The organism is Leucobacter sp. BZR 635 (genome assembly GCF_048061935.2).
In the GTDB taxonomy this organism is placed as follows: domain Bacteria; phylum Actinomycetota; class Actinomycetes; order Actinomycetales; family Microbacteriaceae; genus Leucobacter.
Genome location: NZ_JBLUNZ020000025.1, coordinates 1 through 24178, shown reverse-complemented (window position 1 = coordinate 24178; position 24178 = coordinate 1). Strand labels below are relative to the sequence as shown.

Sequence of the window (24178 nt, the reverse complement as noted above, 5' to 3'; positions counted from 1 at the left end):
GTGTTCACAACCTACCAAGATTGGCCGGCCGGTTGCGAGTGTTCGCACACTCGCAACCGGCCGGCCAGCGCATTCGGCTACTCGCCGATGTGGATTACGCCGTTGCGGAGGTAGGTCATATCGTGCAGCGTGTACATGCCGCCGATGCGCCCCCAGCCGGTGCCCTTGCCGCCGGCACCGCCGAACGGCATGTTGACGTCCCACCAGCCGTTGGAGTCGTTCACGATGACCTGGCCGACCTCCATCTCCTCCATGAAGCGGAACGCCTTGGTGAGGTTCTCGGTGAAGACCGCGCCCTGCAGGCCCAGCGGGTCGTCGTTGGCGATGCGCAGCGCGTCGTCGTCGTCCTCCGCAATGATGATGGGGAGGACCGGGCCGAACGACTCCTCGCGGGAGAGCAGGCTATCGACGGGAACGTCATCGACGACGGTGAACTCGTAGTAGAGGTCAGTCGCCTGGCCCTCGCGGCGGCCGCCGCCCATGAGGATGTTCAAGCCGCGTTCGCGTGCGTCTGCGAGGTGACGGTCCATCTTCTCTGCGACGCCCTCGTTGTTCAGCGGGCCGAGGTTCGTCTTCGGGTCGAAGGGATCGCCGAGCACGACGGTCTCCTTCGCGTACTCGAGCACAGCCGCGACGAACTCTTCGTGGACGTCCCGGTGAACGATGACGCGCTCGGTTGCGCAGCACACCTGGCCGGCGCAGTAGAACGCGCCGTCGACAGCGGCCTTGGCGGCGCGCTTGATGTTGGCGTCAGCGAGCACGACAACCGGGCCGTTGCCCGATGCCTCGATGAGCAGGGGCTTCAGGCCCGCGGTGGCCTGAATCTTCGCGGCGGTTGCCGAGGAGCCGATGAAGCCGACGGCGTCGATGCCCGGGTGCGACACGAGGGCTGCGCCGAAGTCGCCTCCGCCGGGAAGCACGCTGACGAGGCCTGCGGGAACGCCCGCCTCGACGATGGCATCCATCGCGGCGAGGACTGTGAGCGGCGTGTTCGTCGGTGGCTTGACGACGTGTGCGTTGCCCGTGGCAAGGCCCGGTGCGACGAACTCGGCGAACATGAGGAGGGGGAAGTTCCAGGGGGTGATGATGCCGAACACGCCAATCGGCGCGCGCGTGGTCATCTGGCGCTTGTTGATGTCGTTCGACGGCAGCGTCTCGCCGTACAGGCGCATCGCGTCTTCGGCGTGCAGGTGGAACAGCTGCGCTGCTTCCTTCACGTCTGCGAGGGACTCCTCAAGCGGCTTGCCCTGCTCGAGGGACTGCAGTTTGGCGAGCTCATCGACGCGTGCTTCGAGCGCATCGCCGACGCGGTGGCAGATGGCAGCGCGAGCGAAGACGCCGAGCTTGCGCCAGGCGGTCTTTGCCTCGTGCGCCTTGGCAACCGCGAGGTCGAGGTCTGCCTGGGTGGGAACCGGGATCGAGGCGATAACCTCGCCGGAGCCGGGGCTCGTGATGTCCACACGCTCGGTCGACTGCCCGTCAGTGAATTCGCCGGCAATGAACAGCTGGGTCCGAGGCGGCGTTGGCAGAGAACTCATGGGGATACCTCCGTGTATCGAAACTTCGTTGTGTCCCATCACTGTAGGTCAGACTTCATGGAAACACAAAACTAATCCCTGAGAGTTTGCTCTGACAGCAAGGCGTGCTTCAAATATTGACTATTTCGGCAACTCGGGGCACGATGCTACTGGTGAGACATCCGGCCGCAGATCGCCACGCAGGCCCGCACAGCAGCGGCGCAACACCACATCGGCGCAGGACCGGCACCCAACCCCGAAGGAGCAGCATGACCACATACGAACGCGCCGAGGCCGCCGTATCGGCGGAACGCATCGATTCCGCCCTCGCCGGCACGAAGCGCGAACCGTACTGGCTCGATGATCCCCGCCGCCCGGACGCGCTCGCCCCGGCCCGCGGCAGCATCGAGACCGACCTCGCGATCGTCGGGGGCGGCTACACGGGCCTGTGGACAGCGCTGCTGGCGAAGGAACGCGATCCTCACCGCCGCGTCGTGCTCCTCGAGGGCAAGCGGATCGGCTGGGCAGCCTCCGGCCGCAACGGCGGCTTCTGTGAAGCGAGCCTCACGCACGGCGCAAGTAACGGCGAGCGGCACCTTCCCAAGGAGACCGCGCGACTGCACGAGCTCGGGCTCGAGAACATTCGCGAGTTCGGCGATACCGTACGCCGCTACGGCATGGACTGCGGCTACCAGGAGACGGGAGTGCTGCGCGTGGCGACCGAAGAGCACCAGGTCGCCTGGCTTGAAGCGGAGGCCGCAAAGAACCCCGACGCGGTCTACATGGATCGCGAGCGTGTGAGGGCCGAGGTGAACTCCCCGGCGTACCACGCGGGCCTCTGGGAGCACGAGGGCAACGTGCTCGTGCAGCCCGCGCGACTCGCCTGGGAGCTCCGTCGCGTCTGCCTTGAACTGGGAGTGGAGATCTACGAGCACTCACCCGTGCGCGACCTGCAGGCCGCGCCCGACGCGATCACCCTCACCGTCGGCGGCACGACGGCGAGCGACGTCGACGAGACCGTGGCAACTGTGCGCGCTGACCGCGTCGCGCTCGCGAGCAACGTCTTCCCGTCGCTGCTGCGGCGCGCGCGGCCCTTCATTGTGCCGGTGTGGGACTACTCGATCATGAGCGACCCGCTCACCCCTGAGCAGTCCGAGGCACTCGGCTGGGTGGAGAACCAGGGCCTCGCCGACATGAATAACCGCTTCCACTACATTCGCAAGACCCGTGACGACGAGGGCCGTGAGCGGATCCTCTTCGGCGGTTACGACGCGCTGTACCACTACGGCAAGCAGCTGAAAGACGAGTACTACGACAGCGAACCGACCTACCGCCGGCTCGTCGCGCACTTCTATGAGACTTTCCCGGTGCTCGGCGATATCGGCTTCAGCCACGCTTGGGGCGGGGCGATCGACTCCTGCAGCCGCTTCTTCTCGTTCTTTACGCGGGCGCACGGCGACCGTGTCGTCGGATCCTCCGGCTACACCGGCCTTGGCGTGGGCGCGACCCGCTTCGGCGCGAACGTCACGCTCGACCTGCTCGACGGCATCGACAACGAGCGCACCCGGCTGAAGCTCGTGCGCAAGAAGCCGATCCCGTTCCCCCCAGAGCCGGTCGCGTGGATGGGCGTGCGCATCACCACCGCAGAGATGGCGCGCTCGGATCGCAACGAGGGCAAGCGCGGGCTGTGGCTGTCGACGATGGACGCGGTCGGGATGGGCTTCGACTCGTAGTACTGCGCGCGCTTAGAGCTGCGGGCGGCTAGCGCGGCTCGGTGCTGACCTCGGCGTTCGGCGGGAGATCCGCTGCTGCGGGATCAGCTGCCGCCGGGGCACCTGCTGCCGGGGCACCTGCTGCCGGGGCCCCTGCTGCCGGGGCGCCTGCTGCCGGGGCGCCCGCGGCCGGCTCGCCCGTGGGCGCGGGATCCTCGTCCGGCAGCAACTCCTGCAGAATCGTCGCGTGCCGCAGTAGAAATGCGCGCTCGTCGAGCTTCTTGCGGCGAAGCCAGCCGGTGACCTCGGTGTTGTGCTTGCTCGCGTTGCAGGAGGCGCAGGCGGGCACGACGTTGCCGAGCGTGTAGCGGCCGCCGCGCGAGACGGGTTGGACGCAGTCGCGCTGCAGCGCCGCCCCGTCGCCCTGGCAGTAGGCGCAGCCGCCCCAGGCGTCGAGCAGGCTTTGCCACTGGTCGTCCGTGAGGTCGTTGTCGACGCGAGCGAGGCGGTTCTGGCGGCGCTTCGCGTAGCGCGCGTTCGTCGCGGCAGAGCGCTTTGCGGGGTATTTGCGGCGAGGAGGCACGGCTCCACCGTACTCTGCGGCGCGGAACTCCTGCGCACCCCACCCCCCCCGTTTAATCTATTCCGAGGCTTGTATGGCCTGTATAAGGGTCGGAATGGATTAATCGGGTGGGTTGGGGTTGGGGGTCGCCGCGGAGCCTGGGGTCGCCGCGGAGCCCGGGGTCGCGGCGGCGGATCGGGCGGACCCAGCGCGGCGCCCCGCGTAGATGTCGCGCAGCGCCGGCTCAAGCTCCGGCCAGCGAAACTCGTAGCCCGCGGCCAGCAGCTTCTCGGAAGCCACCCAGCGGCTCTTCAGCACCATCTCGGATTCGGTGCGCAGCACCCACGTCGCGGGCTCGAGCATCCACCTGAACGCGGGCAGCCCGAACCAGGCCCCGACGGTGCGCCGCATCGCCCGCATCACCGTGCGGTTGTCGCTCGCGCCGGGCGACGCGACGTTCACCGGCCCCGCGAGCGAGTCGGTCGCGAGCGCAAAGCGCACCGCCCCCACGACGTCGTCGACGTGCACCCAACTGAAGCGTTGCCGGCCGCGCGTGCGATGCCAACCGTGACCGGCGGGCTCGGTCGGGTCGGAGCCGATCCCTCGATAGCGGCGATGCCGAAACCACGGCCCGTCGAACTGCGGCCCGCCAACGCCGAGCCTCGCGAGCCGGAACAGCATGTTCGTGGCGGGCCCGTCGCCGAGCGCGATTGCGATCCTCAGCGCGACCCGGCGGGTGTCCGGCAGCTCGGGGGCGAAGAACTCGCGCTCCCAATTGCGAGCGATGTCGACGGAGAATCCGCTCCCGAGTTCACCGGTGCTCTCGGTCTGCGGGCGATCCATCGCGTGCCGGTAAATGGTTGCGGTGCTCGCGTTCAGCCAGACCGCAGGCGGGCGCTCGCTCGCGGCAATCGCGGTCGCCAGCGCCCGAGTCGTCTCCACGCGCGAGCGGAGGATCTCAGTGCGGTTGGCGTCGTTGTACCGGCAGTCGACGCTCTTGCCGGCGAGGCCGATGACTGCGTCGGCACCGTCAACGAGGCGGAGGATCGCGGCCGGGTCATCCCAACTCGCGTCGGCACCGCTGCGGCCGATCGTCGCCACCTGCCAACCGTCGGCGGTGAGTTCCTCGCGGAGGCGCGATCCGAGGAAGCCGGACGCCCCGCCGATGACGATGCGGTTGGTGGTCATTGATCCCCTTCGTGACGGGCAGTGGCTGCGGCAGGAGGATCCTGGCAACTTGGCATCAGCCTAGCCAGGCCGTGGCAAAAGCACATGGAATTCTTAGTGCGGTGTTCAGGTGCACCGCGTACCCTGAGGTGTACCGAGTGCCCAGCACCTACGGGCGCTCCCGAGAGAGAGGGAAGCCAGTATGACAATGCAAGAAGCCCGGATCCCGGCCGCGCAGGGTGACATGAATCGCCCGAGTGGGGTCGCCCAGTACTTGAGCCCGGTCGTCCACGACCTCACCGCGCTCCACGTGAACGCGAAGCAGGCGCACTGGCACGTGCGCGGCATGAACTTCGTCGGCGTGCACGAGTTTCTCGACGTGATTGTGGAGAACGCGCAGAACGCTGCCGACACCGTCGCTGAGCGAATCGTCGCACTTGGCCTGCCGATCGACGCTCGCATGAGCACCGTCGCGGCGCGTGCGACGAACCCCGAGCTCAGCCCAGGATTCCAGCAGGCAAAGGTGACCGTCCGCGAGATGGTCGCGCAGCTCGACGCGACACTTGAGACAATCTATCGCGCGATCGAGGGACTCGAGAGCGTCGACCCCGTGAGCCAGGACATCGCGATCGCGGTCGCCCAGCAGCTCGATAAGGATCGCTGGTTCCTGTCCTCCCACTTCGCTGAGGCATAGCCCCGAGTTCAGGCAGCGCCCGGCAGCAGAAACGCCTGCTGCCGGGCGCTGTTTTGCGCCCTCAGGGGCATGGGATCTGTGGCTCCGCTAGACTAGCTCGGTATCTGCCTAGTGCGAAGGAAGGGGCTGAGATGCCCGCTGTACTGATCACCGGTGCCCAATGGGGCGATGAAGGAAAGGGTCGGGCGACCGATCTCCTCGGAAGCCGTGTCGACTACGTCGTGAAGTTCAACGGCGGCAATAACGCCGGTCACACCGTCGTTATTGGCGACCAGAAATATGCGCTTCACCTGCTGCCATCCGGCATCCTCACCCCCGGTGTTGTGCCCGTCATAGCGAACGGCGTCGTCGTCGACCTCGCCGTCCTCAAGCTCGAGCTCGACGCGCTCAAGGAGCGCGGCGTTGACGTCTCGAAGCTGAAGGTGAGCGCGAACGCGCACGTCATCACCGAGTACCACCGCACCCTCGACAAGGTCACCGAGCGCTTCCTCGGCAAGCGCCAGATCGGCACGACCGGCCGCGGCATCGGCCCCGCGTATGCAGACAAGATCAACCGCGTCGGGATCCGCATTCAGGACATCTTCGACGAGGGCATCCTGCGACAGAAGGTCGAAGCAGCGCTCGACTTCAAGAACCAGGTGCTCGTCAAGATCTACAACCGCCGCGCGATCGACGCCGACGAGGTTGTAAACGACCTGCTCCAGTACCGTGAGCTGCTCGAGCCGATGGTGTGCGACACCGGACTGCTGCTGCACAACGCGCTCGCCGACGACAAGACGGTGCTCTACGAGGCGGGCCAGGCGACGATGCTCGACATCGACCACGGCACCTACCCCTTCGTGACAAGCTCGAACGCCACCTCCGGTGGCGCGTCGACCGGATCGGGCGTTCCGCCGCACCAGATCGACCGCATCATCGCGGTGATCAAGGCGTACACGACCCGCGTGGGCGCGGGCCCGTTCCCGACCGAGCTCTTCGACGAGATGGGCGAGTTCTTGCAGACCAAGGGCGGCGAGTTCGGTGTGACCACCGGCCGCGCCCGCCGCTGCGGCTGGTACGACGCACCGATGGCGCGGTACGCCGCACGCATCAACGGCGTCACCGACTTCGTGCTCACCAAGCTCGACGTGCTCTCGGGCATCAAGACGATCCCCGTCTGCGTCGCGTATGACGTCAACGGCGTGCGGCACGACGAGATGCCCGTGAACCAGTCCGACTTCCACCACGCGAAGCCGATCTACCAGGAGTTCCCTGGCTGGGAAGAAGACATCACCGGCTGCCGCAAGTTCGAAGAGCTGCCGAAGAACGCGCAGGACTACATCGTGGCGCTCGAGGCGATGAGCGGCGCGCGCTTCTCCGCGGTCGGCGTCGGCCCGGAGCGCGAGCAGGTTGTCGAACTCCACGACCTGCTGAGCTGAGGGTATCCAGATGAGTGGCTTGACCCCTGAGGAACGGCTCGGGCGGCTGCGTTCGAGCATCGACAACATCGATGCGGCTCTCGTGCACATGCTCGCTGAGCGTTTCCGCTGCACTCAGGAGGTCGGCCAACTCAAGGCTGAGCACGAGATGCCGCCGTCGGATCCGGCACGCGAGGCCAGGCAGATCGCGCGACTGCGAAGCCTCGCAAGCGATGCCAACCTCGACCCGGAGTTTGCCGAGAAGTGGTTCAACTTCGTGGTCGCCGAGGTGATTCAGCACCACACCGAGATTGCGGCTGACGCCCGAGAAGGCGCGTAGCGACGAATAGCTGATGCGGGCCCCGGGAGATCGGGGCCCGCATCAGCTATTTCTGGGCCTGCGCTGCGCTGCGCTGCGGCGGCAGGCGCAGGCGAGCGCGGCTAGTCGAACGTGTCGGATCCCTCGATACGCGTGGGATCAAGATCCAGCGCGAACACCCGCACGCCAGAGCCAGCTGGCACACCGCCGATCTCGATCCGGAGCTCGCCGGAAGGGTCGTACAGGAACGCGTCTTCCATTGCCGTGCGGAACGTGAACGGCAGCGGATCCGGGCTGCCGAGGAGCTGCACGCCGGCCACCTGGCGTACGGGAATCCCGCGAACGATTACAGCCTCCTGGGCGTTGGAGGTATCGAACAGGTACACGCGGTCTCCGCGGCGGGCACTCGGCCCGTAAAACTGCCAGGGCTCAAGGCCCGGCAGAACGCTGTGGATCGATTCGCCGTTGATCGACATCCAGTCAGCGAGGTGCCGCAGCGTTTCTGCCTCAACCGGGTCCAAGGAGCCGTCGGGCCGCGGCCCGACGTTCAGCAGGAGATTTCCGCCCGTGCCAACGACCTCGGTCAGCGTGCGAACAATTTCATTGAGCGACTTGTAGTTCGTGTCGGAGGGTACGTAGCTCCATGACCCACTGATGGTCATGCCGCACTCCCACGCCTCAGCGGGAGGCCGCGGGGGGATGAACTGCTCTGGCGTGCGATAGTTTCCGGCCGCGAGCAGCCGGTCGTTGATGACGATGTCTGGCGCAATGCTTCGGATGTGGCGCTCGAGTCCCGCGGTGTCCCACTCCTGCTCGTCGCGCTCCCACTCGCCGTCGAACCAGAGCAGGTCGATGGGGCCGTACCACGTGAGAAGCTCGGTGAGCTGGTCGCGCATGTACTGCTGGTAATTGCTCCACTGCTCGGCTGAGGGGCGCGGGTAATCCTTGTGCTCGTATGGGCGCATCTCATCGGTGAACGCTGGGTAGTCCTCGTGCCCCCAGTCCGAGAGGGAGTAGTAAATGCCCACGCGAATGCCCGCTTCGCGGAACGCCGCAACGTATTCACCGGCGAGATCGCCACCACGCTGGCCGTAGGGGGAGCTTGCGATGGTGCGGTCGCTGACCTTCGAGGGCCACGCCGACCAGCCACTGTGGTGCCTGGCAGTGAAGACCGCATAGGTCATGCCTGCAGACGCAGCGAGCTCAGCGAGCTCGGTCGGATTCCAGTTCACCGGATCGAACGTGGGCGCGGAGCTGTGGTAGTCGTTCACCGAGAGTGTCGGTGCGCCCGGAAGCGTGGAGACGCCGCCGACGAGAGGCCACGATGCCTCAAGGCCCTGCTGGCTCGCGTGATCAAAGTGGATGAACAGGCCGAGGCCTGCGCCGCTGAACCAGGGGGCTGTGAGCTCTGCTGAACCCGTTGCGAGGCTCGCGGTGTCCTTTGGGTGGTGGACTTTGCGTCCAACCCATTCGGCTTCGGTGGTCATGGTGGGTGCGTTCCTAACTGCTGTGTTATGAATCGAGCCCTAGGGCTCTGCTGGGATGGAAATCGGAGAAAAGAGGGTGCCCTCGAGGGCGATGCGAGCCGCTCCGAGCAGGGCGGCGTCGGGGCCGGTAGAGGCCGCTTCGATGCGGAGGTCTCGCGTTGCGAGGGGGTGGCATCCCTCGTAAATGCGCCCGCGAACGGCCGCAATGAATGGCTCACAACTCGCCATGCCGCCGCTGAGGAAGAGAGCGGTGGGGTTGAAAAAGTTCACCACTGGGCTGAGGACATCGCCGAGGTACGTCCCAGCGGTGCGCACCAGGGTGGTGACTGTGGGGTTCGCATCGTGCGTCAGGGCTACGACATCTGCTGTGGAGTGCACATCGAAGCCTTCGGCGCGGAGCTGGCGCACGAGCCCGGCACCGCTCGCTAAGGTCTCCAGGCATCCGGTATTTCCGCAAGAACAGGGGATGTCGGTCGCCGCAGCGATCCGCGTGTGCGTGACGTCGCCGGCGGCGCCCGTGGCCCCACGGTACAGTGAGCCCGCGATCACGACGCCGCTGCCGATCGCGGTGCCAACTTTGACAGTCACGCTGTGCTCGGTGGCCGCGAGCTGCGCGTGATGCTCACCGAGCGCCATGAGGTTTGCGTCGTTGTCGACAAAGGTTGGGACGCTGAGTTCTTTCGCGAACCAGTCTCGAACGGAGAAGGACTGCCAGCCAGGCATTCGCGACGCAAGGTCCACGCCTCCGGTAGCCGCAGACACGGGCCCTGGGAGGGCTACCCCAACTCCGTGGAGAACGCTCTCAGGGGCGACCTGCTGCAAAAGCTCCTGCAGGTTGGTGGCGATGAGGCGAAGCGTTGCGATTGGCCCGGATGCGATATCGATGCTGACGGTAGATTGCCCGATGAGCGAGCCCGAGAGATCTGCGTACCCGATGCGCGCGTGGGTTCCGCCTATCTCAACGACTGCCAACACGCCGTGATCCTCTCGAAGTCGAAGGAGGCGAGGGCGTCGTCCGCCGGACGAAGTTCCCTCGCCGAACTCCTCGATGAGGCCTGTCGATTCAAGTTCGGTAACTCGGAGCGCGGCGGTCGAGGGGGCGATGCCGAGCGTTCGCGCGATATCGGTCCGCGAGACCGACCCCTTGATTCGAATGAGGTTGAGTATCTCCCGCAACTGCGGATCTGGCGTGTTTTCTGGGGGGCCTGCAGGCGAAGTGGGCACGTTGTCTCCTTCATTGGATCAGGTGTGGGTGCTGCAGGTGGTTGGGGATGAGCCCGGGGAGCAAAGAAAGTTCGCAAGCGAAAAAGTTGACGGCCGCGCTCAAATCTGCAAACATCACCTTACAGCAACCTTGTTACTAACTTAATGCACTTATCGAAATAAGTCGAGGGGTTCTGCAAGAACTCATCGGTGTTCTCACTCCGATCGCGCTGGTGCGATCGAACTACAGGAAGCGAAATTTCAATGAAGAAGATTCACGCAGCTTTAGCGGTGTCCGCAGTTGCAGCGCTCGCGCTGACCGGCTGCTCTGCAGGCCAGGGCGGCGGCGCAGACGACGGCAAGAAGAGCATCGTCGTAGACTTCTGGGCCGGTAGCGAAACTGACGTCTCAGCCCTCGAAGCTCAGGTCGCGGCAGCACGCGAGCTGAACCCTGATATCAACATCGAAGTACGCACTTCCCCGTGGGGCGACTTCTTCACCAAGCTCACAACCAACATGGCTTCGGGCAACATGGCCTGTGTCACTGGCATGAACAGCGGCAAGCTTGCCGGCTACGCAGAGGCATTCATGCCGCTGACTGAAGCAGACCTCAAGACCGCAGGCATCGTCTCAGACGAGTTCGACCCCGGTTCTTTTGAGATCCTCAGCCACGACGGCAATCTCCTCGGCCTCGCCCTCGATATGTCGACGATGGTGACCTACTACAACGAAGATATGCTCGCGGAATCCGGGGCACCGATCCCTGAGATCGGCTGGGACTTCAACGACTTCGAGGCGACCGTGAAGGGCGGAACAACCGATACGCACGCCGGCTTCGGCATCGGCATGGGCGGCTTCCAGTGGCAGGCGCTTCCGATCGCCAAGGCCGGTCAGCAGCCAGTGAAGGACGACGGAACACTCGATCTCACGAACAAGGCGTTCGTCGACGCAGCAACCTGGTACGGAGAGCTCGTCACGAAGCAGAAGGTGGCGCTCCCCGCAGGCTCGGCTTCGGACATCGGGTGGGGCGAGAACCAGCTCACAAGTGGCCAGGCAGCCGTGGCGGTTGACGGCACGTGGAACGCAGTTTCCTACCTCGACAACGACCTCGGGTTCAAGGGCGGCCTCGCGCCGCTCCCCTCCGCAGGTGAGCAGTCCAAGGGCCTCGTGCTCGGCTCGGGCTACGGCGTGTCAGCCGACTGCGAAGACAAGGAGTCGGCTCTGAAGGTCATCGGCGGCATGCTCAGCGCAGCGGGCCAGGATTCCATTGCGGAGTCGGGCCGTGCCTACCCCGCACGAATCTCGTCGCAGCCCCTGTACTACGAATCGCTCGATCCGGCCTACCGCGACCAGGTGAAGGAGACCTTCGACGCAGCGTTCGCAAACGTTGAGGGGCAGAACGTGACGAACAACTGGGACCAGATCGAAACGTTCCTGCAGCCACAGCTCGTCAGCGTCTACGGGGGACAGACCTCGATGGCAGACGTCTTGAGCACGGCGCAGACGCAGTTCGAGAAGTAACTAGCCGTTCACAGTGCGAGGAGAACTTGCAGTTTTGAATACCAAACAAACAACTCGTCGAGGGGCCCTCGCTCGCAGCGAGTCGCGCCAGGCGCTGGGCTTCGTCAGCCCGGCCCTGGCGGGGCTTGCCCTGTTCACTGTCGTGCCGGTTGGCCTGTCGATCATCATGGGCTTCTTCGACTGGCCCACCTTTGGTGAGAAGACATTCGTCGGCATCCAGAACTACGTCACGCTCTTCACTAAGAGCCCTGATTTCTGGCCAGCGCTTCGGAACACTTTCGTGTTCACGCTGCTGTACGTTCCGGTGAGCGTCGTGCTCTCCTACCTGCTCGCGCTCTCACTCAGCTCGCGCATTCGCGGGCGCGGCGCGCTGCGTGTCCTGTTCTTCATCCCAGTCGTCACGCCGATGGTGGCGAACGTGCTCGTGTGGAAGATGCTGCTGCAGCCCCAGGGCCTGTTCAACGGGCTCTCCCAGTCGTGGTTCGGCATTCAACTCCCGAACTTCCTGGCGGATCCGCAGTGGGCCATGATCATGGTCGTGGCGATGTCAGTGTGGCAGGGCCTCGGCTACAACATGCTGATCTTCTCGGCCGCGCTTGAACAGCTGCCAGAGACAGTAATCGAGGCGGCCCGCATTGACGGCGCGAAGGGCCTAACCATGCTCTGGAAGGTAACGGTCCCGCTCACCTCGCCATCGATCTTCTTCGCCACGATCATGACAATGATTAGCTCGATGCAGGTCTTTGTGCAGCCTCAGCTCCTTACGGGCGGTGGGCCAGGAACCGCGACGCAGCCGATCGTGCAATTCATCTACAACCAGGGCTTCAAGTTCCAAGAACTTGGCCTTGCCGCAGCAGCAGCTTGGATTCTGTTTGCGATCATCATTGGCCTGACTGCGGTCCAGTTCGGCGTTCAGAAGAAGTGGGTCCACTATGAGCACTGAGACCAACGAGACTCGCGCGATCGCCCTAGCCCGCGTCACATCGCCGGCAGCGAAGAAGCGCGCATCGAAGGGTGCCCCGCTGAGCAAAGCGGAGCGCGTTCGGTTGGTGTTGGCACACGTTGGCGTGTACCTCGCAGCACTGATCTTCATCGCCCCGCTCATCTACGCATTCTTTTCTGCGCTCAAGCCAAACCAAGAGATTTTCGCCTCTCCTCCAACTCTGATCGCCTCAGAGGTTCGCTGGTCGAACTTCATCGAGGTGTTCCAGTTCGGGCCGTTCCTGACCTACATCGGCAACTCGTTCTTCGTCGCCATCGCGGGCACCCTGGTGGTGCTCTTCGTTTCGACCACAGCGGGGTATGCGTTCAGCAGGCTGCGGTGGAAGGGTCGGGATGCTGTGTTCGTACTCTTCCTCGGCACGCTCATGGTGCCGGCCGAAGTTGTCGTGATTCCGATGTTCCAGTTGATGCAGTGGATGGGGTGGGTGGACACCTACCAAGCGCTGATCTTTCCCTTCGCATTCACGGCCTTCGGAACATTCTTGATGCGGCAGTTCTTCAGGGGGATTCCGTTTGAGCTCGAGGAGGCTGCACGCATTGATGGGGCCGGCCCGATCCGCTCCTTCGTGCAGATTGTGCTCCCGCTCGCCAAATCTGCCGTTGCGGTGCTTGCGGTCTTCACGTTCCTGAACTTCTGGAACAGCTACCTCTGGCCGCTCATCGTCACGGTAGACATGAGCGCCCATGGCACGCTTCCCATTGGCCTCGCGAGCTTCGCGGGCCTCACGGGAACTCGTTGGGACCTGCAGATGGCCGCAGCGATCATCTCGATGGTTCCGACCACGGTCCTCGTGATTGTCTTGCAGAAGCACCTCGTAAAGGGCATCGCGATGGCAGGTCTCGGCGGACGATGACGAATTCAGCAGAACCGCCCAGCGCCGTCTTTGCTGGGATTGACATTGGTGGAACCAAGATCGCGGTCGTGCTGGCAGACGCCGCGGGCGAGATACTCGCTCGCGGCTCTGCCGTTGCGCCCGCGAAGGAAGGCGGCGAGGCGATGGCTCACACAGCCGTTCGCCTCACCTACGAGTTGCTTGGCTCGGGATCGTACGAGCTCTGTGCGGCCGGCGTTGGCGCCGCGGGTGTCTTTGACTACGACACTGGAGTGGTGAGCGCAGCGAGTTCGACCTTTGTCGATTGGGTCGGGTTCCCGTTGCGAGCGGCCCTCGAATCGGCACTGCACGTGCCGATTGCGATTGAAAACGACGTCAATGCTTTTCTGCTCGGCGAGGTCTCGTTCGAGACGCGGACCGAGCAGGATGCCTTTGGCGTGATGCTTGGCACGGGAGTTGGTGGGGCGCTGATCCTTGATGGATCCCTGCGGCGCGGGGCCCGCGGAGGGGCTGGCGAGATCGGTCATACTCCCGGGTACGGAGACATTGTCTGCACGTGCCAGCAGACCGGGCACCTTGAGACGTTGGCCTCGGGCACGTCGATTGGGCTGAGATATGCGGAGCGCACCGGCGTGCCGGGGCTCACCGCGCGAGAGGTCGCAGATCTTGCGCGGTTGGGCGACGCTGACGCAGCTGCCGTGTACGCGGCCGCCGGCCGCGCTGTGGCGCTTGCGTGTGCTTCGATGTCTACGCTGCTGGATGTCGCAGAGGTGATCGTCGGCGGTGGGGTGTCGCAGTCGTGGGATCTACTTAACCCAGCGATCGAGGAAACGCTGCGCGACGCGTCGCCAATTACGGGGACGCCGCTCCGAATCCAGCGAGCAAAACGCGGCGAAGTGGCGGTCGCGTTGGGCGCGGCCGCTGCAGCACAAAAGCTATACCGAACGGCACAGGCAGACCTGGCCGCGCAAGCAGACAAAGGAGTCCCGGCGTGAACGAGCGAGTTGAAGCACACGAGATTTGGATGGGACCGCTGCCTGCGCTCAGCGAGGGCGGGATGGCGCGGCCGCGGATCGGGATCGCCGGCATCTCTATCGAGTCGAGCACGTTCTCGCCCCACGTCTCGGGTGACGAGGCATTCACGATTCGCACCGGTTCTGAACTGCGCGGCTACTACCCGTTCCTCGCAGAGGGGCGTGAACTGGGGGATGCCGCCGAGTGGGTCCCGCTGGTCCATGGCCGCTCGCTGCCGGGCGGCGCGGTCGCTCCGGCGACGTACCAGCGGATGAAGCAGGCGATCGTCGACGGCATCAGGGAGTCGGGCCCGTTCGACGGCTTCTTTTTCGACATCCATGGGGCGATGAGCGTGCAGGGCATGCTCGACGCCGAGGGCGACCTTGCGACCGCGGTGCGCGAGGCGCTTGGCGCAGACACCCTGGTGACGACGTCGATGGATCTCCACGGAAACGTTTCAGAGACGCTGCGCGACGCGGTCGATCTGCTCACCTGCTACCGCATGGCCCCGCACGAGGACTGGATGAACACGAAGGAGCGCGCGGTGCACGGGCTGCTCTCGCGGCTCCGCGGGCCGCACGGCACGGATCCGCTTGAGCGCAGGCCGTTCAAGGCGTGGGTGCCGGTTCCCGTGCTGCTCCCTGGCGAAAAGACGAGCACGCGCCTCGAGCCCGCGCTGAGCATCTACGCCGAGCTGCCGGGTATTGAAGCGCTGCCCGGGGTGGTCGACGCCGCGGTGTGGGTTGGCTACGCGTGGGCCGACGAGCCGCGCTGCCAGGCCTATGTGGTCGTGACGGGTGATGACCGCGAGCTCATCGCGCGCGAGGCTGAGCGCGTGGCGCGGATGTACTGGGATGCCCGCGACGACTTTGTCTTTGTCGCCGAAACCGCTTCGCTCGACGGCGCGCTCGCGAGCGCGCTGGCCCCGGGTGCAGCGCGCCCCTACGTCATCTCCGACTCGGGCGACAACCCGACCGCCGGCGGGGCGGGCGACGTGACGTGGACGCTGGACCAGCTGCTGCAGCGCGCCGAGCTCACTGCGGGCACTGTGACGACGCTCGTCGCCTCGATCTTCGACGCCGGCGCGGTGGCGGAGGCCGTCGCCGCGGGTGTCGGCGCGACGATCACGCTCACCGCTGGCGCACGCGTTGACGCGGGGCCCGCCGGCCCCGTGACTCTCACGGGCACCGTGTTCTCGCTCACCGATGGCGACGCCGACGCCGGCACGCAGGCCGTGATCGCCGTCGGTGGGTTGCACGTCATCGTCACCGAGCGGCGCAAGCCATTCCACCACCTCGACGACTTCCGCATGCTGGGGCTCGACCCCGAGGCCGCCGATATCGTCGTCGTGAAGATTGGCTACCTCGAACCAGAGCTCTACGAGCTCGCGGCGGGTTGGACTCTCGCGCTCACGCCCGGGGGCGTGGATCAGGATCTGCTCCGGCTCGGCCACCACCGACTCCTCCCCGGGGTCTACCCATTTGATCAGAGCGGCGATCCCGCGCTCGCGGCGGTCGTTTCCCGCCGCGGTGAAGACAGCTAAGGAGTCACATCATGATGAATTTTGAGTCACGCATTGGTCCAAACTTTGGCGAGTACGCCCCCGAGTACCCGAGCGAGGGCGTGCCCGAGTGGTACCGCGACGCGAAGCTCGGCTTCTACGTGCACTGGGGGCTGTTCTCGGTTCCCGCCTGGGCGGTGCAGACCGATGACTTCATCCCCACCGAGGATGCGTACGCCTGGCACAAGTACGCGGAGTGGTACGGCAATACCGTGCGCATCCAGGGCAGCCCGACCTGGAAGCGGCACCAAGAAATCTACGGCCCCGGAACGAGCTACGAGGACTTCGCCGATGCCTGGAAGGCGGAGGCCTTCGACGCCGAGCAGTTCGTTGGCGAGATCGTCGGTGCGGGCGCGAAGTACATTATCCCGGTGACGAAGCACCACGACGGATTCTGCCTGTGGAACACGCAGACCACCGGATTCAACTCGGTCGCGCGCGGCCCGCAGCGCAACCTCATCGGTGAGCTGCACGACGCGACCCGGAGCGCGGGTGCGCGGTTCGGCCTGTACTTCTCGGGTGCGCTCGACTGGCACGCGAGCGATTTCCCGCCCATTGAGTCGGACACCGACCTCTTCCGCTACCGCCGCAACGATGAGGCCTACTCGCGGTACGCGGCTGAGCAGGTCGGCGAGCTCGTTGAGCAGTTCTCACCAGACGTGCTCTGGAACGATATCGACTGGCCAGACGGCGGCAAGGGGCCGGAGGAGTTCGGCGTGGCCGCGATCCTTCGCCGCTACTACGACGCGGTACCCGACGGGGTCGTGAACGATCGCTGGGGCGTGCCCTACCGCGGCTTCCTCACCCGCGAATACACTCACGTCGACGAGACTCAGGCGCAGCCGTGGGAGTCGACGCGCGGCCTCGGGTACTCGTTCGGTTACAACCAGGCCGAGGGCCCGGAGCACTCGCTCTCCGGCACCGAACTGGTGCGCTACCTCGTTGACGTCGTCTCGAAGAACGGCAACCTGCTCATCAACATTGGGCCGACCGCTGCGGGCGAGATTCCCGAGCTGCAGCTCAAGGCAATGCGCGAGATGGGTGCGTGGCTCAAGGTCAACGGCGCGGGCATCTACGGCACGCGGCCGTGGATCCGCTCGCAGGAGCCCGTTGGCGCACCCCGTCGCTACACGGCTTCGGCCGGCGCGGTGCACGTGCACGTGATGGAACCGGCGGGCGGCACGTGCGAGCTCCCCGAGGAGCTCACCGGCCGCGCGGCACACTGGGCAGACGGCACAGCTGTTGAGATCGAAACCGGTGCCGACGGCGTTGCCCGTGCCGTTGTTCCCGAGGCGCTGCGGGCCCAGGCCGTTGCCATGTTCACGGTCGCGGTGTAACCGCCATGGCCGTGCCAGCGCTGGAGATCGCTGTACAAGACGCGGCGGGCGCCAGGGCCGCGGTCGCCGGTGGTGCCGTCAGGGTTGAGCTCTGTCAGGCGCTCGGGGTCGGCGGGCTCACCCCCTCCGCGGGAACCATCGATCAGGTGGCCGCGGCCATCGGGGGTGAGCGGGTCGCAGTGCTCATTCGTCCTCGCCCCGGCGGCTTTGTCTACGGTGCCGAGGAGATCGCGCTGGTCGCCAGCGATATCGCTGACGCGGTCGGCCGCGGTGCCGGCGGTGTCGTCGTCGGTGCCCTCACGATCGATGGCGCGGTCGACACCGGCGCAATGCGCGCCTGGGTGGATGCGGCCGGCCAGGCCGACGTAGTCTTCCACCGCGCGATCGACACCCTTGCGGCACCCGAGACGGTGATTGAGGATCTCATCGCGCTCGGTGTGAAGCGGGTGCTCACCTCCGGGGGAGCCGCACGCAGCATCGACGGTGTTTCGGCGCTCGAGCGCATGGTGCAGATTTCCGCAGGGCGAATCGAGATCATGGCCGGTGGCGGCGTCGCCGTTGCGGATATCGCCAGCATCGCAGCGGCCGGCGTGGACGCGGTGCACCTGTCGGCACGCCGCCCCGCCGATGCGACCGCTCCGAGCGGTCCGGGCGGCGGGGCTCCCGAATACGACGTCACCGACGGCGGGATCGTCGCCGACGCGGCGGCCGCTCTGCAGCTATCGGGCGACGGGCGGAGCTAGCCCCCGCGATCCGTAGAATATATGATCAGAGCTAGTCCTATAGGATTAGCTGGCCAGAGTCGGCCAGCTTCGCGTGAGTACGGCCGCAGGCGCGGGTGTTTCGGTTCGCAGACGCGGGCCCGGATTTCCCTCCACAGGTTGTTCACTTTTTGATTGAAGGAATGCAGTAGTGAAATTTGCTCAGCTCGGACCAGTCGGCGAAGAGATCCCCGTCGTCTACGACGGCGAACGCGCCCTTGACCTGCGCGGCCTCACCGCCGCGATTGACGGAGCGTTCCTTGAGAGCCAGCTTCCCGAGGCGCAGCGGCTGCTCGACGCCGGTGAGCTCCCCGAGCTCGCGGGCGCGGCAGAGATGCGGATCGGCTCGCCGATCGCCCGCCCGAGCGCGCTCGTGTGCGTCGGCATGAACTACGCGGCCCACGCGGCAGAGTCGGGCTCGGCCCCGCCCGAGAATATGGTGATCTTTAACAAGCTCCCGAACACCATCGCCGGGCCGAACGACGTCGTCACCATCCCGAAGGGCAGCGAGAAGTCCGACTGGGAGGTTGAGATCGGCATCGTCATCGGCCAGCGCGCAAGCTACATCCCCTCGGTCGAGGACGCGCACGATTACATCGCGGGCTTCGTGCTCGTGAACGACCTCTCCGAGCGCACCTGGCAGATCGACATCTCGGGCGGCCAGTGGGGCAAGGGCAAGTCGGCCCCCGGCTTCTCGCCGACGGGCCCGTGGCTCGTCACCCGCGACGACATCGACGCGCAGAACGTCCGCTTGAAGAGCTGGGTGAACGGCGAACCGCGGCAGGATTCGAGCACCGCCGACATGATCTTCAGCATCGCCCACATCGTCCACGAGCTCAGCCAGTACATGGTGCTCGAGCCGGGCGATCTCGTACTCACCGGCACCCCGGAGGGCGTCGCGCTCTCGGGCCGCTTCCCGTATCTCGCAGCCGGCGACGTCGTCGAACTCGAGATCGAGGGCCTCGGCTCGCAGCGGCAGAACTACATCGCATACACGGAGGCGCGTTAATGTCGAAGGAATTTTCTGGGCTCGTTGCGATCGTCACGGGCGGCGCGTCAGGCATCGGTGCCGCGATCGTGGATCGACTTGCTGACGGCGGCGCGGAGGTGGCGATCCTCGACATCAACATCGAGAGTGTGCCCGAGGGGCGCTTCGCGCAGCGGGTCGACATCGCAGACACCGCAAGCGTCGACGCCGGCGTCGCCGCAGTCGCCGAGCGATTCGGGCGGATCGACATCGTCGTGAACAACGCGGGCATCGGCGCGCAGGGCACGATCGAGGCCAACGACGACGAGGAGTGGCAGCGGGTGCTGAACATCAATGTGCTCGGGCTCGTGCGGGTGTCGCGCGCGGCGCTGCCGTGGCTGCGCAAGTCGCCGGCCGCGGCCATCGTGAACACCGGCTCGATCGCGGTCACGGCAGGCCTCCCCGAGCGCGCCCTCTACGGCGCCTCCAAGGGCGCCGTCTCCTCGCTCACGTTGCAGATGGCGGCGGATCACCTGCGTGAGGGGATCCGCGTGAACTGCGTGAACCCAGGCACCGCAGACACCCCCTGGGTGCAGCGGCTGCTCGACAGCGCGGTTGACCCGGCCGCTGAGCGTGCGGCGCTCGAGAAGCGGCAGCCGCACGGCCGCCTCGTGCAGCCCGAAGAGGTCGCCGCGGCGGTCGCGTACCTCGCGAGCCCGCTCGCGGGCTCCACGACGGGCACCGCAATCGCGGTCGACGGCGGAATGGACGGGCTGCGACTGCGGCCCGCGAACTAGCGGGGGAGCCGCAGATGAAGCGCGTTGCTCAGGTCATCGGCCTGCCGAAAGAGAACTGGGCGGAGTACGAGCGGTACCACGCCGCGGTCTGGCCCACGGTGCTCGAGCGCATCACGCTCAGCAACATCCAGAACTACTCCATCTTCCGGCACGGGGAGCTGCTGTTCTCCTACTTCGAGTACGTCGGTGACGACTACGAGGCCGACATGGCGAAGATGGCGGAGGATCCCGAAACCCAGCGCTGGTGGTCGGTGCAGGAGCCGCTCCAGCGGCCGCTCGCCGACCGCGCGGAGGGTGACTGGTGGACGACAATCCCAGAGGTGTTCCACCAGGACTGAGCGAGACGTACGCCCCGCCGGAACTGCTTCCGGCGGGGCGCTCTCGGTTACAGCCCGACCGAGGTGTTCGGGGCTGGACGGTCCGCGTGGGTGCCGGGGAGGAAGCCTGTGGCGGCCTGATCCTCTTCTCGCCCGGCCTCGAAACGCAGGTACGCCCCGACGAGGTGGTCACGCATGGCCTGCTCTGCGGCCTCCGGATCCTGCGCGCGGATCGCCGCCAGAATCACGCGGTGCTCTTCGAGCGTGAGCTCGCCGGTGCGCTCGCCGGGATGGAGCCTGAACGCGTGCAGGTGGCAGTGGGTTTGCGCGTACGCCGAGCGCAGCACGTCGTTCGAGGTGCTGCCGAGGATCGCATCGTGAAACCTGATGTCGTGATCCATGAGCTCGTAGCGAATGTCCGACTGCTTCTCGATGAGAGCTGAGATCGCGGCCACTTCGCGCTCGAGGGTGTGGCCGGGGTTCTGCAGCCGATCCTGCGCGGCAATCTTCGCGGCCCAGGGCTCGACGAGCAGCCGGAACTCGAACAGCTCGCGCAGCTCGGTCGCGTCGAGGATCGGGGTCGTGCGGTAGCCGCGGCCCGGTTCTTGGACGACGAGCCGGTCGCCTTGGAGCTGCCGGAGGGCCTCGCGGATCGGGGTCGAGGAGACCTGCAGCTCGCGGGCGAGGGCGTCGATGTTGATTCGGGTGCTCGGGGGGATCTCGTGCCTGAGGACGCGGGATCGGATCTGCTCGTACACCGACTGTGATGCGTGCCGCTCGGCGCTTGAGGGATCGGTCTCCGGTGCCATCTGCTGTGCCCATCTGTTGTGCGTCTGTGCACCCGTGCGAGTGCGTGATGTTCCCAGCGTATCTCGGAGGAACGGGAATCCGCGCAAGAGAATATACGATCATGCAAAGTCGTATAGGATTAGCGAAGCGATGTTGCGCATGCTCTCGGTGAGCGACGGCACGGCACGCGCCCCGATCCACCCCCGGCACCACCGGCCCCGCCGAGAAGAGAGACACACATGCCCAGCATCACCTCGGTCCGCAGCTACGACGTGCGGTTCCCCACCTCCCTTGAGCTCGACGGCTCCGACGCGGTCAACGTTGACCCCGACTACTCGGCCGCCTACGCGGTGCTCGAGGCTGACAACGGCGAGCGCGGCTACGGCCTCGTCTTCACCGCGGGCCGCGGCAACGAGATCGTCGCGAAGGCCATCGAAAGCTACGGCCAGCGCCTCATTGGCCTCGAGCTTGACGACCTCGTCACGAACCTCGGCGACGCCGCCAAGCGCCTCGTGCACGACTCGCAGCTGCGCTGGCTCGGGCCCGAGAAGGGCGTCTCGCACATGGCAGCCGGCGCGGTCATCAACACGCTGTGGGACATCCGCGCCAAGCGTGAGCAGAAGCCGCTGTGGAAGCTGCTTGTTGAGATGAGCCCCGAAGAGATCGTCAGCGCGATCGACTTCACACACATCCAGAACGCCCTCACTCCCGCCGAAGCGCTCGATATCCTCCGAGCGAGAGAACCAGGCAAGGCCGAGCGCATCGCCTGGCTCGAAGAGAACGGGCACCCCGCCTACACGACGACCCCCGGCTGGCTCGGCTACTCCGACGAGAAGCTCGTGCGGCTCTCGAAAGAAGCCGTCGCGGCCGGCTACGACATGATCAAGCTCAAGGTCGGCACGAGTCTTGAAGACGACGTGAACCGCATGCGCCTCGCGCGCGAGGCAGTCGGCCCCGATGTGCGCATCTCGATCGACGCGAACCAGCGCTGGGAGGTCGCCGAGGCGATCGAGTGGACCAACGCGCTCGCAGAGTTCGACCCGTTCTGGATCGAGGAGCCCACCAGCACCGACGACATCCTCGGCCACGCGGAGATCCGCCGCGGCGTCGCGCCCATCAAGGTCGCCACCGGCGAGGCCGTAATGAACCGCATCATCTTCAAGCAGATGCTGCAGGCCGGCTCGCTCGACGTGCTGCAGCTCGACTCGACGCGCGTCGCGGGCGTCAACGAGAACCTCGCGATCCTGCTCATGGCCAAGAAGTTCGAGGTGCCGGTCTGCCCGCACGCCGGCGGCGTCGGGCTCTGCGAGCTCGTGCAGCACTACTCATTCTTCGACTACGCGTCACTCACGGGTGAGATCGGCTGGAAGCGGGTCGAGTTCGTCGACCACCTCCACGAGCACTTCGTCGAGCCCGCGCGGGTCGTCGACGGCAGCTACGTCGCCCCGAAGCTCCCCGGAACCGGTGCCGAGATGCTCGAAAGCTCGCGCGACCGCTGGGTGTTCCCGGACGGCGAGGGCTGGAACGAGCTCCGCGCCGCCGGCAAGATCTAAGCAAAGCTCCCGATAGGAAGGCCGCACCCAGTGGTTCAGAGACAGTTCCCGCGCCCGAGCGAGATCTTCGAGCTCATGAAGTTCAAGAAGCCCGAGCTCGACGGCAAGAAGCGCCGCCTCGATGGCGCGCTCACGATCTACGATCTGCAGCGCATCGCGAAGCGGCGCACCCCGAAGGCGGCCTTCGACTACACCGACGGTTCAGCTGAGGGGGAGCTGTCGCTCACCCGCGCCCGCCAGGCGTTCGAGGACATCGAGTTTCACCCCTCGATCCTGAAGGACGTCTCCGAGGTCGACACCCGGGCGCAGATCTTCGGCGGGGAATCGGCGATGCCGTTCGGGATCGCGCCGACCGGCTTCACCCGGCTCATGCAGACCGAGGGCGAGACGGCGGGCGCGGGGGCAGCTGCCGCCGCGGGTATTCCGTTCACGCTTTCGACGCTCGGCACGACCTCGATCGAAGACGTGAAAGCTGTGAACCCGAACGGGCGCAACTGGTTCCAGCTCTACGTGATGCGCGAGCGGGAGGTGTCGTACGGGCTCGTCGAGCGGGCCGCCGCCGCGGGCTTCGACACCCTCATGTTCACCGTCGATACCCCGGTCGCGGGGGCCCGGCTGCGCGATGCGCGCAACGGCTTCTCGATCCCGCCGCAGCTGTCGCTTGGCACGATCGTGAACGCAATCCCCCGCCCCTGGTGGTGGTGGGACTTCCTCACCACCCCGAAGCTCGAATTCGCCTCGCTGTCGACCACCGGCGGCACGGTCGGTCAGCTCCTTGACGACGCGATGGATCCGTCGATCTCCTTCGAAGACCTCGACGTGATCCGCTCGATGTGGCCTGGCAAGCTCGTCGTGAAGGGCGTGCAGAACCTCGAGGATTCGAAGAAGCTCGTCGACCTCGGCGTCGACGGAATCATCCTGTCGAACCACGGCGGGCGGCAGCTCGACCGCGCCCCGATCCCCTTCCATCTGCTCCCCGAGGTCGCGCGCGAGGTCGGCCACCACACCGACATCGCGATCGACACGGGCATCATGAACGGCGCAGATATCGTCGCGTCGATTGCGATGGGGGCGAAGTTCACGCTCATCGGGCGCGCGTATCTGTACGGCCTGATGGCCGGCGGGCGCGAGGGGGTGGATCGCACGATCGAGATCCTCTCCGACCAGATCGTGCGCACCATGAAGCTGCTCGAGGTGAAGAGTCTCGAGGAGCTGACGCCGGAGCACGTGACGCAGTTGCAGCGCCTGGTGCCGCGCACCCCGAGGTAGGGCAGGCCCCGCCCCACTTCGCCCCCCGCCCCCAAATCTCGCTCAAAGGACATCGTCTCAGCGAGGTAAGCCATTTTCTACCGCTGAAGAGGCATGGTTTTGCTGAACTGATGTCTTTTCGGCGCACGGGGAGGCCGGGCGCCCCTCGCCCTCCCATTGCGCTGCCGGGCTGTGGAGTAGCAAGATGAAGGCTATGAGCACACTTTTGCGGTGGACCAAGGCGTACCCGGCGGTGGCCCTCACGATTGTTGTGGCGGTCATCGGGCTCGTGATGCTCGCGACGCCCGCGCGCGACGTCGTCCCGTGGTTCGTCGGCGGCTACGCGCTCTGCATCGCCGCGTGGGAGGCCTACGGCATGGTGCGGCAGCTCATGCGCGGCCACGCAGGCCTCGACATCCT

General features: G+C 66.0%; 22 protein-coding genes and 1 pseudogene. 17 read left to right on the top strand and 6 right to left on the bottom strand.

The window, feature by feature from the left end:
- Positions 1 to 77 precede the first annotated feature (77 nt).
- Positions 78 to 1538, bottom strand: a complete 1461-nt coding sequence (locus ACI1US_RS04560) for an aldehyde dehydrogenase family protein (protein WP_461638500.1) — start codon at positions 1536 to 1538, stop codon at positions 78 to 80.
- 248 nt (positions 1539 to 1786) lie between these two features.
- On the opposite strand from ACI1US_RS04560, the gene ACI1US_RS04555 reads away from it, so the two are divergent.
- Positions 1787 to 3250 carry an NAD(P)/FAD-dependent oxidoreductase gene (locus tag ACI1US_RS04555; RefSeq protein ID WP_461638499.1) on the top strand — a complete coding sequence of 488 codons (1464 nt, stop codon included), beginning with the start codon at positions 1787 to 1789 and terminating at the stop codon, positions 3248 to 3250.
- Between the two features lie 28 nt (positions 3251 to 3278).
- Here ACI1US_RS04555 and ACI1US_RS04550 read toward each other — a convergent pair whose 3' ends face one another.
- The gene (locus tag ACI1US_RS04550; protein ID WP_461638497.1) at positions 3279 to 3812 is read right to left on the bottom strand and encodes an HNH endonuclease; all 534 of its coding nucleotides are present in this window, start codon (positions 3810 to 3812) and stop codon (positions 3279 to 3281) included.
- A 99-nt stretch (positions 3813 to 3911) separates the two neighbouring features.
- Positions 3912 to 4979: an epimerase gene (locus tag ACI1US_RS04545; RefSeq protein ID WP_416549964.1), complete on the bottom strand. Its 1068-nt coding sequence runs from the start codon at positions 4977 to 4979 to the stop codon at positions 3912 to 3914.
- Positions 4980 to 5160: 181 nt separating this feature from the next.
- Between ACI1US_RS04545 and ACI1US_RS04540 the strand changes: the two genes are divergently transcribed.
- From ACI1US_RS04540 to ACI1US_RS04530, 3 genes are all read left to right on the top strand, one after another.
- Positions 5161 to 5652, top strand: coding sequence for a Dps family protein (locus ACI1US_RS04540; RefSeq protein ID WP_416549963.1), 492 nt, complete (start codon positions 5161 to 5163; stop codon positions 5650 to 5652).
- A gap of 131 nt (positions 5653 to 5783) precedes the next feature.
- The gene (locus tag ACI1US_RS04535; protein ID WP_416549962.1) at positions 5784 to 7070 is read left to right on the top strand and encodes an adenylosuccinate synthase; all 1287 of its coding nucleotides are present in this window, start codon (positions 5784 to 5786) and stop codon (positions 7068 to 7070) included.
- Between the two features lie 10 nt (positions 7071 to 7080).
- A complete protein-coding gene (locus ACI1US_RS04530; protein WP_416549961.1) occupies positions 7081 to 7389 on the top strand; it encodes a chorismate mutase in 309 nt (102 codons plus the stop codon).
- Between the two features lie 101 nt (positions 7390 to 7490).
- On the opposite strand, the gene ACI1US_RS04525 is transcribed toward ACI1US_RS04530, so the two are convergent.
- Complete coding sequence (locus tag ACI1US_RS04525) at positions 7491 to 8855, bottom strand: alpha-L-fucosidase (protein WP_461638493.1); 1365 nt, start codon at positions 8853 to 8855, stop codon at positions 7491 to 7493.
- A gap of 39 nt (positions 8856 to 8894) precedes the next feature.
- Positions 8895 to 10079 carry an ROK family transcriptional regulator gene (locus tag ACI1US_RS04520; RefSeq protein ID WP_461638491.1) on the bottom strand — a complete coding sequence of 395 codons (1185 nt, stop codon included), beginning with the start codon at positions 10077 to 10079 and terminating at the stop codon, positions 8895 to 8897.
- A 243-nt stretch (positions 10080 to 10322) separates the two neighbouring features.
- Between ACI1US_RS04520 and ACI1US_RS04515 the strand changes: the two genes are divergently transcribed.
- The 10 genes from ACI1US_RS04515 to ACI1US_RS04470 all read left to right on the top strand — a co-directional run bounded on the left by ACI1US_RS04515 (position 10323) and on the right by ACI1US_RS04470 (position 20189).
- Positions 10323 to 11579: an ABC transporter substrate-binding protein gene (locus ACI1US_RS04515; RefSeq protein WP_461638489.1), complete on the top strand. Its 1257-nt coding sequence runs from the start codon at positions 10323 to 10325 to the stop codon at positions 11577 to 11579.
- A gap of 34 nt (positions 11580 to 11613) precedes the next feature.
- The gene (locus ACI1US_RS04510) at positions 11614 to 12522 is read left to right on the top strand and encodes a carbohydrate ABC transporter permease (protein WP_461638488.1); all 909 of its coding nucleotides are present in this window, start codon (positions 11614 to 11616) and stop codon (positions 12520 to 12522) included.
- The gene (locus ACI1US_RS04505) at positions 12512 to 13435 is read left to right on the top strand and encodes a carbohydrate ABC transporter permease (RefSeq protein ID WP_461638486.1); all 924 of its coding nucleotides are present in this window, start codon (positions 12512 to 12514) and stop codon (positions 13433 to 13435) included. Before ACI1US_RS04510 ends, ACI1US_RS04505 begins: the two co-directional genes overlap by 11 nt.
- Positions 13432 to 14409, top strand: a complete 978-nt coding sequence (locus tag ACI1US_RS04500) for an ROK family protein (protein ID WP_461638484.1) — start codon at positions 13432 to 13434, stop codon at positions 14407 to 14409. The genes ACI1US_RS04505 and ACI1US_RS04500 overlap by 4 nt, the downstream gene beginning before the upstream one ends.
- A gap of 29 nt (positions 14410 to 14438) precedes the next feature.
- Positions 14439 to 15971 (top strand): M81 family metallopeptidase, encoded by a 1533-nt coding sequence (locus ACI1US_RS04495; protein ID WP_461638539.1) that lies wholly within the window; start codon positions 14439 to 14441, stop codon positions 15969 to 15971.
- Positions 15972 to 15982: 11 nt separating this feature from the next.
- On the top strand, positions 15983 to 17326 hold the full coding sequence (locus ACI1US_RS04490) for an alpha-L-fucosidase (RefSeq protein ID WP_461638482.1): 1344 nt from the start codon (positions 15983 to 15985) through the stop codon (positions 17324 to 17326).
- A gap of 5 nt (positions 17327 to 17331) precedes the next feature.
- Entirely contained in the window at positions 17332 to 18069 is a 738-nt protein-coding gene (locus tag ACI1US_RS04485) for a copper homeostasis protein CutC (RefSeq protein WP_461638480.1), read from the top strand.
- A 169-nt stretch (positions 18070 to 18238) separates the two neighbouring features.
- Positions 18239 to 19096, top strand: coding sequence for a fumarylacetoacetate hydrolase family protein (locus ACI1US_RS04480; RefSeq protein WP_461638478.1), 858 nt, complete (start codon positions 18239 to 18241; stop codon positions 19094 to 19096).
- Positions 19096 to 19851, top strand: a complete 756-nt coding sequence (locus ACI1US_RS04475) for an SDR family NAD(P)-dependent oxidoreductase (RefSeq protein WP_461638476.1) — start codon at positions 19096 to 19098, stop codon at positions 19849 to 19851. The genes ACI1US_RS04480 and ACI1US_RS04475 overlap by 1 nt, the downstream gene beginning before the upstream one ends.
- 14 nt (positions 19852 to 19865) lie before the next feature.
- Positions 19866 to 20189 (top strand): L-rhamnose mutarotase, encoded by a 324-nt coding sequence (locus ACI1US_RS04470; RefSeq protein WP_461638474.1) that lies wholly within the window; start codon positions 19866 to 19868, stop codon positions 20187 to 20189.
- 47 nt (positions 20190 to 20236) lie between these two features.
- On the opposite strand, the gene ACI1US_RS04465 is transcribed toward ACI1US_RS04470, so the two are convergent.
- The gene (locus tag ACI1US_RS04465) at positions 20237 to 20977 is read right to left on the bottom strand and encodes a GntR family transcriptional regulator (protein WP_461638472.1); all 741 of its coding nucleotides are present in this window, start codon (positions 20975 to 20977) and stop codon (positions 20237 to 20239) included.
- A 219-nt stretch (positions 20978 to 21196) separates the two neighbouring features.
- Here ACI1US_RS04465 and ACI1US_RS04460 point away from each other — a divergent pair, with 219 nt between their 5' ends.
- From ACI1US_RS04460 to ACI1US_RS04450, 3 genes and pseudogenes are all read left to right on the top strand, one after another.
- On the top strand, positions 21197 to 22510 hold the full coding sequence (locus ACI1US_RS04460) for an enolase C-terminal domain-like protein (RefSeq protein ID WP_461638470.1): 1314 nt from the start codon (positions 21197 to 21199) through the stop codon (positions 22508 to 22510).
- Between the two features lie 30 nt (positions 22511 to 22540).
- Positions 22541 to 23779: an alpha-hydroxy acid oxidase gene (locus ACI1US_RS04455; protein ID WP_461638468.1), complete on the top strand. Its 1239-nt coding sequence runs from the start codon at positions 22541 to 22543 to the stop codon at positions 23777 to 23779.
- A 193-nt stretch (positions 23780 to 23972) separates the two neighbouring features.
- Positions 23973 to 24178: pseudogene (locus ACI1US_RS04450) on the top strand (heavy metal translocating P-type ATPase); the annotation flags it as partial.